This is a genomic window from Nocardia farcinica, from assembly GCF_029867845.1.
In the GTDB taxonomy this organism is placed as follows: Bacteria; Actinomycetota; Actinomycetes; order Mycobacteriales; family Mycobacteriaceae; genus Nocardia; species Nocardia farcinica_A.
In genome coordinates this window covers 1-9,918 of the sequence record NZ_JARWRU010001128.1, presented here as the reverse complement: position 1 = coordinate 9,918, position 9,918 = coordinate 1, and the positions used below count along the sequence as shown (strand labels likewise).

The following is a 9,918-nucleotide window of genomic DNA, read 5'->3' as shown; positions in this document are numbered from 1 at the left end:
CCCCCGCGCGCGGCCCCCCGCCGCGGGTGTGCGCTGGGTCAGCACGTCGGCCATGAGCGCGGCCAGCTCGCTCATGGCCTCGGTGTCGAATCCGCCGAAGGTCAGTTCCTGTACGCCCAGGCGCAGGCCGGGCGCGCGCAGGTGTGGGATGTCGATGGCGTTGACGACGATCCCGGCCTCCCACAGGCGCGCCGCGGCGGTCTCGGCGGGGCAGATCCTGTCGATGTCGACCCATACCTGATGCGAGGCGGTGTATCCGGCGTCGCGCGCGCACACCGGGATCCCCGCGCCGTCCAGGCCGCTGGCGAGTGTGGCGGCGTTGAAGATCACCGCGGCGGCGTAGTCGCGGCCGTGCTCGCTCATCCAGGCCGTCGAGACCGCGAGTGCGATCAGGTCGGCGGGATGGGAGTGCGAGATCCAGCCGGTGGCGTGCTCGTCGATCCGGCGGGCCAGCACCGGATGGTTGGTGGCGAGGATCCCTTTGCCGGGCGGGCCCGGCCAGGTCTTGTGCACACTGCCCCCGATACTGTCCGCGCCCTCGGCCAGGGGGTCCTGGAACCGGCCGCCGGCGATCAGGCCGAGGGTGTGGGAGGCGTCGTAGTGGATCACCGCCCGCTGGCCCACCGCGGCCCGAATCGCGGGTAGGTCGTGGGGGAACAGGGCCATGAACGCGTCGAGGTAGATCAGCACCGGCCCGGTGACCGTCGCGACATTGCGCGCGAGGGCGGCGGTGTCGATGTGGCCGGCGCGGGTCGGCAGCGGCTGCCAGTCCAGGCCGAGGCGGCGGGTGACGAACTCGGTGGAGCCGTGGCCGCCGTCGGTCTGGGCCAGCCCGAACACGGTGGAGCCGGGCAGGGCCAGCGCCGAGAGCGCCACCGTCATCGCCGAGAGCCCCGACAGCGGCTTCACGGTCACCGAGGCCGCGCCCAGCAGCGCGCCGATCCTGGCGCGGGTGGCGTCTTCGAGGGCGGCCAGGGGTTCGCGGCCCGGCCACGCCCAATTCGCCTCTCCCTCACCGCCGAAGCAGTAGCGGGTCAGCGCCGGGGACAGATACGCCGCGCGCGCGGCGGCGGGCAGGTCGTTCTCCGAGGCGATCAGATGCAGCCGCCCCGCGTCCTGCTGCTCGAATCCGGTCAGCGCGGCGGCGATGTCGGTGATGTTCATCGGGCCACCTGCCGGTGGATCTGGGCGTGGACCGGGCCGGCCGGGGTGCGCACGGGCTGCCAGCGGGCCACCGTGGGGCGCTCGGCGCGCTCGAGGGTGATGCGGTGCGCGGCGAGCACGGTGGCGGCCAGCAGCAGGGTCGCGGTCTCGGCAAGCTCGCGTCCCGCGCAGGCGTGTGCGCCCCGCCCGAAGCTCAGCAGCCCGCCCGCGCGCCGCGCCCCCGCCGACCCGATGAAGCGTTCCGGATCCAGCCGGTCCGAGTCGGGCCCGGCGACCTCAGCCAGCCGGTGGGTGGCCGGGGCACTGTAGGCGACGTACCAGCCCGCGGGAATATCGAAGCCGCTTAACCGGATTGGCGCTTCGGCTCGGCGGGTGGCGAGGCTGTTGGGTGGGTGCAGTCGCAGGCATTCCGTGAGTAGCCGGCGCAGCCCGGGCGCGGTGTCGCGCTGTTGCAGTCGGGTGGGCGTGGCCACGATGGTGCGGGCTTCGCTGGTCAGGTCGGCGGCCAGGCGCGGGTGCAGGGCAGCTTCGATCAGCAGCCAGGTGATCGCCGCGGCGGTGGTCTCGCGTGCCGCGATCAGCACCGCGAGCAGATGGTCGGTGAGTTGGCCCGCGGGCGGCACCGCCGCAGCCGCCATCAGCTGCGACAGCATCGACGGCGCGACCGGGTGTTGCGCGCGCAGCACACACTGCGCCAACGCTTGCCGCAGCTCCGCCGCGGCGGCCACGGCGTCGGTGTAGACCAGATTTCTGGCGCCGGGCAGGGACTCGGTACCGGCAACGAACGCTTCGAACAGCTCCCCGATATACGCCCTGCCCGGTTCGGCGCTGTCCAGACCCAAAATCGCCGACAGGCACAGCTCGAGGGTGTAGGCGCGGGCGACCTCGGTCAGCTCGATCCCCGGCTGGGTCGCCCACGCGGCGACGTGCCGGTCGGCCAGTTGCGCGATGCCGGGCAGATACGCGGCGACCGCGCTGCGGCGCAGCCCGGCGGTCAGGTAGGCGCGGGTGTCCTCGTGCTTGCGGCCACGCAACGTGAACACCGCCCGCCGGAACAGCCGATGTACCGCAGCCGTGTTGTGCACCGCGAGCGTCCCGGCGCGTTCCGCGGTGAAGAGTTCCCTCACCGCGGCAGCGGTGAGGGCATAGGCGGTCGGTGCGCCGATCGGGTTGGCCACGGCAACGACCGGGCCGAGCCGATCGGGTTGCGCGGCAAGCCATCCCGGTACGGGCTCGACCGGTGTGGGGTGGACGGGTGGCAGGTTCACGGGTGGTTCCCGTCGTCGATGAGGGCAGCGGTCGCGCGGGCCAGGATGGTGTCGCGGTCGAGCACGGCCGGGACGATGCGGGGCCGGCAGTCGCAGTGGATGGGCAGATCGGTGATGTCGCCGCTGGTGCTGTAGGCGACCAGGCCGTCGACGATCGCGTCGGCGCATTGCGGGCACGAGTCCGGATACAGCGATTCGAAGTCGCTGCCGCGCATGTTGATGCACGCCACCCGCACCGAGGCGCGGGTCTGGGCGGCGCGGACCGCGTCAACGACCGCCCACAGGTTCGGGGGCCGGTATCGGCCGCGTTCGTGCAGCCACCACGCCACGGTGTGTGGGGCCAGCCGGGTCGGGCACAGCGTCACCCCGCCGATCCCGAGCTCGGCGACGTAGGCGGTGGAGTCGATGACGTCGGTGACTGCCTCTTCTTCGGTGAGCAGCGGCGGCCCGATCATCAGATACACCTTCGGGATCACGCGGTGGGCGTGCATCAACCCCACCGCGGCCTCGAAGCTCTCGCGGGTGACGCGGGTGTTGATCAGGGTTTCGCGCACCAGCCGGTTCGCGGACTGCAACCCGATCCCGATCTCGAGCTGCACCTGGCCGAGTGCCTCGACGAACGGCGGCAGCGTCTGCTCGGTGATGAATTGCGGCAGCGACTCGACGACCAGGCGCCGGACCCCGGTCGCGGCGACGCGGGTGGCGATGTCGAGCTGTACCTCGAGGGGTATCTCGCGTTGGGCGAAGAAGGAGCCGTCGTTGTAGAGGGCCAGCATCTGGTAGTTGGGTTCGCCGTCGACGCGCTCGAGCACGGTGGCGACCTGCTCGCGCAGACCGGTGTGGTCGCGGCCGTGGCCGTGGTTGTTGTAGTTGGTGAACGGGCACATCGTGCAGGTCGGCACGCTGCATCCGCCCGACATCAGGATGACTTTCTTGCGGGCGTAGGTGGCGCCGTCGCCGGTGCGTACGGTGTCGTAGTCGAGGAAGCGTGGCTGCTGGGGATGCTCGCGGTCCGGGGATTCGCGCAGCTGTCGCGACAGCACGGTGATGCGGTGGCGCAGCAGTTTTTCCCCGGTGAGCAGGTCAAGGTCGATGGGCATGGCGGGATCTCCGATCAGGGCTGCAGCGCGGGAGCGCGGCGGGCGTCGAGGAACAGGGCGTGGGCGGCGGCGGCGATGTCGGCCACCGTCACCGGGGTTAGCCCGGGCAGCGCGGTGCGCAGGCGGGTCATGTCCGCGCACGTCCAGTACTGGTAGGCCGCCGGTGCCGGATTCGGGGTGCCGATCAGCGGGATCGGCGCGCCCGCCCATGCGGTGCACCAGCCCAGCAGCTGCGCGAAGCTCACCGTGGTCCCGGAGCCGAGATTGAAGATCCCGTGCACTCCCGGCGCGTCCAGCAGGGCCAGCAGCCGGGTGACCAGGGCCTGCACCGGCAGGTAGTCCCGCGCCGCGGTCAAGGTGTCGTCGAACAACCTCACCGGGCGGCCGGTCGCGGCGGTGGTGACGATCTGGGACAGGATCGAGGCCATCGAGCCCTTGGTGTGCTCCCCCGGCCCGACCACGTTGGTGTAGCGCATGGCGATGAAGTCCAGGCCGTGGGTGGCGGCGGCGCGCACCAGCGCCTCGTCGAGCCCGAGTTTGGACCGGGCGTAGGGGGTCAGCGGTCCCGAGCACCGGCGCCCATCGGCGGGATCGGTTTCGCGGGACGCGATTCCGTGCGGCACCCGGCCGTAGACACTGCCCGAGGACGCATGGATCAGCCGGGTACCCGACGCCGCGCAAGCGCGCGCGACCCGCACCGGCATGACCCGGTTGATGTAGCGCAGCCGTTGATCGTCCGGGGCGCGGGTGTCGCTGATCGCGGCGTTGTGCACCACAGCGGTGAACTCACCGCCGCGGATCCGGTCCAGGATCGGCTCGGCCGCCGCGTCGTCGATCACCGACGCCCAGGCGACCGGCTCGACCGGGGGCCTGAGATCAACGCCGGTCACGGTCCACCCGGCCGCGTGCAGGCCAGCGGCGCTGTGGCGGCCGACGAAGCCCGACGATCCGGTCACCAGCACGGTCCGGGTCATGACCGCGCCGCCCGCCCGGCCGCCGCCCGCTCAATAAGCTCGCTGGTCGAGACCCCGTCGAGGTATGGGCCGGTGACGACCAGGCCACCTCCAGCTTCCACTACGGCGCGCTCGGGCAGGTCGGCGGCGGTGTAGTCACCGCCCTTGACCCACATGTCCGGACGCAGGGTCGCGATCGCGGCGTCGGGGGTGTCCTCGTCGAAGGCGATGACCGCGTCCACACACTCGAGCGCGGACAGTATCGCGACGCGGTCGGGCGCCGGGGTCAGCGGGCGGTCGGGGCCTTTGAGCCGTGCCACCGAGGCGTCGGAATTGAGCAGCACGATCAGGCAATCCCCCATCGCAGCAGCCGATTCCAGTAGTGCGAGGTGCCCGGCGTGCAATACGTCGAAGCAGCCGCCTGTGGCCACCACGCGTCCGCCGCGGGCGCGGACCTGCTCGGCCAGGGCCAGCGCATCGCTGGTGCGCGGGCGGCGTCCGTTCGACAGCGGGCCGCGGTGCCCGCTCACGAATGCCGTGGCCGCCGTAACTCCGTCGCGGGCCGCCGCCGACGGGCCCCGGCGGCGGATCAACCCACCCAGCACCGCCACCGCCAGCCGGTCACCGGCACCACAGCTATCGCCGTGTACCCGACGTGGCGCCGGAATCACCTGCGGGGCAGCCTCATCACCGCCGATCAGCACCGCGCCCTCAGCGCCGCGCGACACGAGGACGTACTGGCACGCGAGCGCGGTCCGGAGCTCTCGCGCCTGCCCGAGCACCGAATCCAGATCACCCGCCCGCCCCGCCCGCGCGGAGGCCCCGGTGAACCAGGCAGCTTCGGCAACGTTGGGGGTGCACACACTCACTCCCTGGATCGGGGCCGCGCCGGCTGGGTGCGGATCCCACACCACCGGCACCTGGCCGACGGCGGCCACGAGAAGTTCCCGCACGGTCGGTAGGGCCACGACACCCCGGCCGTAGTCAGAGACCAGGACTCCGTCGGCGTCGGCCAGCGCGGCCGCGACCTGCGGGCCCGGTGCGCTGATCGGTGCGGGCGAACAGGTGTCGTCGACCATCAGCATCGTCTGTTCGCCCGCGCGCAACCGCATCTTGACCGGCATCGGCCCGCTGGTGCTCAGATCGACCAGCCGGACTCCAGCCGCCCGCAGCAGACACTGGATTCTGGAGGCGACCTCGTCGGCTGGCCAAGCCGCGATCAGGGTGACCGTCCAGCCGTCCTCGGCGGCGAGCATCGCGGCCATCCCGGCGCCGCCCGGACGCCACTGCTTCGTCGGCGCCGACAGCACCGGCACCGGGGCCTCCGGCGACACCCGGGTGACCTCACCGCCCCAGTCGCAGTCGGCCAGCACATCCCCGACCACCACCAGCTGCCCACTGCCCGGGCGCGGCGGGCGTCGGCGCGCCACCGGGGGGGAGGGGCGCGCGGGCTCGCCGCCGAGGGCCGCAGGGCTCACCGGCATTGGGCCGGGATCGCGCTCGGCGGGCGCCGTGGTGCTGGTCTGGTCGATCGCCGCGCAGAGTGCGTGCACGAGCGCCAAGTGGCACTCCTGCACCGTCGCGGTCAGCTCCGCAGGCACCGTGATCACTTGATCGCACATCTGCGCCACTGGCGACCCGGCGGGCCCGGTCAAGGCCCAGGTCGTCACGCCCAGGTCCTGCGCCGCGGCGACAGCGGCCACCACGTTGGGGCTGCGGCCCGACGTCGACAGGGCCAGCAGGATGTCCTCCGGGCGGGCGTGGGCGCGGACCTGGCGCGCGAACACCTCCTCGACCCCGAAGTCGTTGCCCGCTGCGGTCGTCACCGCCGAGTCCGCGCACAACGCGATCGCCGGCAGCGGCGCACGCTCCGTCTCGAATCGGACGACGAGCTCAGCGGCCAGATGCTGGGCTTGGGCGGCCGATCCGCCGTTACCGAGGACCAGTAGACGACCACCGCGGGCGGCCCGCGCGACGATCTCGCTCCCCCAGTCCGCCACCCGGGCCAGATCGAGGGATTCCAGGGCGGCGATCAAGGCCGCGATCCGGTCCGGCGTCGTCGAGTGTGTGTCGGTGTTCAACGAAAGTCCTTGCTGATGAGGGAGATCTATGGAGTGGTCGCGGTCGCGCGGTGGTGGATCAGAGAGGCGGACCCCGGTGAGCAACGATCTGGTCCCTGCAGTGAGGTCGGCGATCAGGTGCGCATGGGCGTCGAGAAATGCGGGCAGCTTGTCACCCCAGATCGGTGGAGACTTGCCGTAGCGCGCCTTCGTACGCCGGGCACTACGGTTCGTGGTCGGCGTGCACAGTCAGCCGGTCTTCGGCGGCGCAGGTGGGGCACGGTTCGGGCCTCCTCGACTGGGACAAAGCAAGGGAAGTGTGAGAAAGGTGCTGCGGTTGCACACAGACGCGCCCGGCGCTGGACGGCGAGGCTGGTCGTCGATCAGCGCGGCAGGAAAAGTCGCTGGTAAGGAAGTTGTTGCAGGTCGTCGGTCACCTGGTCGTCGACCGTGACGCGGGCCAAACCCTGACGCACCGCGTTCTCGGCGAAGGCCTCGGCCGCGCATCCGGCTGCCCGGTAGTGCTGGATCGGAACACCTGGGACGCCGAAATCGACACTGACGCGGTGTTCTGTCTCGATCACCGCGATGGCGGTCGGCACGTCCATCCGGGGAGCCGCTCGAGAATGCGCCTAAGGGTGTGTTCATCCCGGCTGTAGCGCGAGTTCCGATCGCCGGCATCTGGGCGGTACGTCGTACAGCGGGCCGAAATCTCGCCGGTGCAGCCACCGCCGGTGAACAGCGAATCACCGGGAATACGCTGCGGCAGAACATGATCCATTCGACCTTCCTCCCTGTATAGGTCAGCGAATCCCCCGAAGCCCCGAGGGCCGACCCGTTGCGTCGAGCCCGACCGCCGAACGGCACACCGAGAGGTTGGCGTTGGCCATACCCGGCTGCGCTGCCCAAGCTCGGGGGTACCAGTCGAATGTAAGCTCCGCCACACAAGCAGTCAACCACTTTGCTAGCAAAGTACTGTGCCATTCATAAGGTTTGCTGCTGATACCGTGAAGGGCATGGCTAGCGAGATCACCGACGAACGGTCCATCCAGACCCGGATTGCCGACGACATCAGGGCGCGCATCGAGCTCGGCGAGTACGCCGCAGGTGATCAGCTGCCCACCTACGACGAGCTGCGACAGACCTACCTGTGCAGCACCGGTGTCGCCCGCAAAGCCATCGACCTGCTGCGCCAGCAAGGACTGATCATCTCCCGCCAGGGCAAAGGCGTGTTCGTCCGCGAACGAGCCCAGCCGAAACGCCACGGCATCGAGCGCTACGCCCGCAGCCGTTGGAAGACCGGCGGCACCGCGATCCACGATGCCGAAGCCGGCAGCCAGGGCCTGCCGGTCACCCAGCTCTACCGCGAACTGGGCGAAACACCAGCACCCGCGGTCGTCGCGACCGCGTTCGGGATCGAGGAAGGGACACCGGTGTGGGTGCGCAAACGCACCACCGTCGTCGACGGCCGCCCCCACCAACTCGCCGATTCCTACTATCCCCTCGACCTCGCCGAGGGCACCGCGCTCACCGAAGAGAACTCCGGGCCCGGTGGCGGGTTCGCCCGCCTCGACGAGGCCGGTGAACCGCTGGCCGAGATCAGCGAGGAATGGAGCGCTCGCATGCCAAGCTCCCCAGAAAGCGTCGCCCTGCAACTGCCCGGCGGCACCCCGGTCCTGGACCTCACCCGCATCGTCTACGACACAGCAGGACGCGCTGTCGAAGTAATGCTCGCTGTCATCGCGGCCGACACCGTCCGCATGAGCTACCGATTCACCATCCCCGACTAACCACCACCCGGCCAGGAGAACGCGATGCAGACTTCGATCCCCACCGTCGCCCTCAACGACGGGACCACCATCCCCCAGCTCGGCTTCGGCGTGTTCCGCGTACCCGACGAGGAAGCCACTCCCGCCGTGGCCACTGCCCTCGAGGCCGGCTACCGCGCGATCGACACCGCCGCCTACTACCGCAACGAGCCAGGCACCGGCGCCGCGATCGCCGCCTCCGGGATCCCCCGCGAGCAACTGCACATCACCACCAAGGTCTGGCACACCGACCTCGGCTACGACGCCACCCTCGCCGCGCTGGACAAGAGCCTGGCCAACCTGAAGCTCGACTACCTGGACCTGTATCTGATCCACTGGCCGGTGCCCTCCCGTGACCTCTACGTCGATTCCTGGCGGGCCCTGGAGAAGATCAAGAGTGACGGTCTGGCCCGATCGATCGGTGTTTCCAACTTCCCGATCCCGCAGTTGGAACGCCTGCTCGCCGAGACCGGCACCGTGCCGGCGGTCAACCAGGTTGAGCTGCACCCGTGGCTGCCGCAAACCCAGCTCCGCGAGTTCCACAGCCGTCATGGCATCGCCACCCAGGCATGGAGCCCGCTCGGCCACGGCCGGCTTGTCACCGACCCCACCGTGGAACAGATCGCCGCGCGCCACCACAAGACCGCCGCGCAGATCCTCCTGCGCTGGAATTTCGAACTCGGCAACCTCGTGATCTCGAAATCCGTGACACCCGAACGAATCCGTTCGAACATGGAAACCTTCGATTTTGAACTCACCGGTGAGGACCACGACCTGCTCGCGGCACTCGACAACGGAACCCGCACCGGCCCTGACCCCGCCGTCTACGGCGTCTCCTGACGGACCCGGTGACCTGAACCGGGATCGGCAACGACTCGGCGAACCTGGCTGGATGCTCATCCAGGTCTGCGCGGGATGACGGTCGCAGGCACCACCAACGTGCAGGCCACGGTCAACGCCTTGGCGGCGGTGCCGAAGTGCGCCAGGCTCGGGGCGAGGATCGCGCTCGCCCGGGCTGTGTGGGCGGTGTGCGCGATCAGCGTGGTCGGCATGTAGGTCTCATCAGTGATGGTGAGCACGTCGGTGATGTGGCAGCCGTGCCAGGCCGCCAGCTCGACGAGAGTGGCTCGGTCGGCGGGTTCGGACTCGCTGACGGCGAGGTTCACGACTGCGATTGCGGTGTCCACGGCTCACTCCTTGGTTCGGTCGCGGAAGTATTGGTAGTCGTTGCGGCTGACGAGCAGTGCGGCGAGGCGGGTGGAGCAGTGCCAGGGGCATTCGCCGTGCAGTACGAGTGCGGCGCGGGCGTCGGCGGGTGATCGCACGGGCCAGTGTGGGTTGTCGTGGCGGCGCTCGGCGGCGGTCCCGGCCTCGCGGAGGCTGGGCGCGTGACTGATCGAGATGATCGCGGCGGCGGGCGAGGATATCTGTCGGGCGGTGTCAGGCCCCACCGCCTACCCCGTAGATGCCGGGGGGGCGGTGCAGGTTGACGGGCAGGGGCTGGTGTGCGTGGGGGATGAAGCTGGGCAAAGGTTTGAGCTCGTCTGTCTCGGCGGGGGGGGTGT

10 protein-coding genes and 1 pseudogene are annotated in these 9,918 nt (G+C 70.4%); 2 read left to right on the top strand and 9 right to left on the bottom strand.

Annotated features, from left to right (window positions below):
- From QH283_RS25185 to QH283_RS25155, 7 genes and pseudogenes are all read right to left on the bottom strand, one after another.
- The coding region (locus QH283_RS25185) for a hypothetical protein (protein ID WP_280505416.1) at positions 1 to 1,164 on the bottom strand (1,164 nt) is incomplete at its 3' end.
- Entirely contained in the window at positions 1,161 to 2,432 is a 1,272-nt protein-coding gene (locus QH283_RS25180; protein ID WP_280505415.1) for a cytochrome P450, read from the bottom strand. The genes QH283_RS25185 and QH283_RS25180, both read right to left, overlap by 4 nt.
- Positions 2,429 to 3,532, bottom strand: coding sequence for a hypothetical protein (locus QH283_RS25175; protein ID WP_280505414.1), 1,104 nt, complete (start codon positions 3,530 to 3,532; stop codon positions 2,429 to 2,431). Before QH283_RS25175 ends, QH283_RS25180 begins: the two co-directional genes overlap by 4 nt.
- A gap of 14 nt (positions 3,533 to 3,546) precedes the next feature.
- The gene (locus tag QH283_RS25170) at positions 3,547 to 4,506 is read right to left on the bottom strand and encodes an NAD-dependent epimerase/dehydratase family protein (protein ID WP_280505413.1); all 960 of its coding nucleotides are present in this window, start codon (positions 4,504 to 4,506) and stop codon (positions 3,547 to 3,549) included.
- Positions 4,503 to 6,038, bottom strand: a complete 1,536-nt coding sequence (locus tag QH283_RS25165; protein WP_348538313.1) for a PfkB family carbohydrate kinase — start codon at positions 6,036 to 6,038, stop codon at positions 4,503 to 4,505. Before QH283_RS25165 ends, QH283_RS25170 begins: the two co-directional genes overlap by 4 nt.
- Positions 6,012 to 6,530: pseudogene (locus tag QH283_RS25160) on the bottom strand (D-sedoheptulose-7-phosphate isomerase); the annotation flags it as partial. The gene QH283_RS25165 and the pseudogene QH283_RS25160, both read right to left, overlap by 27 nt.
- A gap of 398 nt (positions 6,531 to 6,928) precedes the next feature.
- Entirely contained in the window at positions 6,929 to 7,153 is a 225-nt protein-coding gene (locus QH283_RS25155; RefSeq protein ID WP_280505412.1) for a hypothetical protein, read from the bottom strand.
- A gap of 408 nt (positions 7,154 to 7,561) precedes the next feature.
- On the opposite strand from QH283_RS25155, the gene QH283_RS25150 reads away from it, so the two are divergent.
- Positions 7,562 to 8,335, top strand: coding sequence for a GntR family transcriptional regulator (locus QH283_RS25150; protein ID WP_280505411.1), 774 nt, complete (start codon positions 7,562 to 7,564; stop codon positions 8,333 to 8,335).
- 24 nt (positions 8,336 to 8,359) lie between these two features.
- Positions 8,360 to 9,193: an aldo/keto reductase gene (locus QH283_RS25145; protein ID WP_280505410.1), complete on the top strand. Its 834-nt coding sequence runs from the start codon at positions 8,360 to 8,362 to the stop codon at positions 9,191 to 9,193.
- 56 nt (positions 9,194 to 9,249) lie between these two features.
- Here QH283_RS25145 and QH283_RS25140 read toward each other — a convergent pair whose 3' ends face one another.
- Positions 9,250 to 9,540 (bottom strand): hypothetical protein, encoded by a 291-nt coding sequence (locus tag QH283_RS25140; protein WP_280505409.1) that lies wholly within the window; start codon positions 9,538 to 9,540, stop codon positions 9,250 to 9,252.
- A 3-nt stretch (positions 9,541 to 9,543) separates the two neighbouring features.
- Positions 9,544 to 9,678 (bottom strand): hypothetical protein, encoded by a 135-nt coding sequence (locus QH283_RS25135; RefSeq protein ID WP_280505408.1) that lies wholly within the window; start codon positions 9,676 to 9,678, stop codon positions 9,544 to 9,546.
- Positions 9,679 to 9,918 lie beyond the last annotated feature (240 nt).

Excerpts from the sequence above, each read along its gene's own strand:
- QH283_RS25175 (WP_280505414.1), bottom strand. The coding sequence starts at position 3,532 with ATGCCCATCGACCTTGACCTGCTCACCGGGGAAAAACTGCTGCGCCAC.
- QH283_RS25170 (WP_280505413.1), bottom strand. The coding sequence starts at position 4,506 with ATGACCCGGACCGTGCTGGTGACCGGATCGTCGGGCTTCGTCGGCCGC.
- QH283_RS25155 (WP_280505412.1), bottom strand. The coding sequence starts at position 7,153 with ATGGACGTGCCGACCGCCATCGCGGTGATCGAGACAGAACACCGCGTC.
- QH283_RS25150 (WP_280505411.1), top strand. The coding sequence starts at position 7,562 with ATGGCTAGCGAGATCACCGACGAACGGTCCATCCAGACCCGGATTGCC.
- QH283_RS25145 (WP_280505410.1), top strand. The coding sequence starts at position 8,360 with ATGCAGACTTCGATCCCCACCGTCGCCCTCAACGACGGGACCACCATC.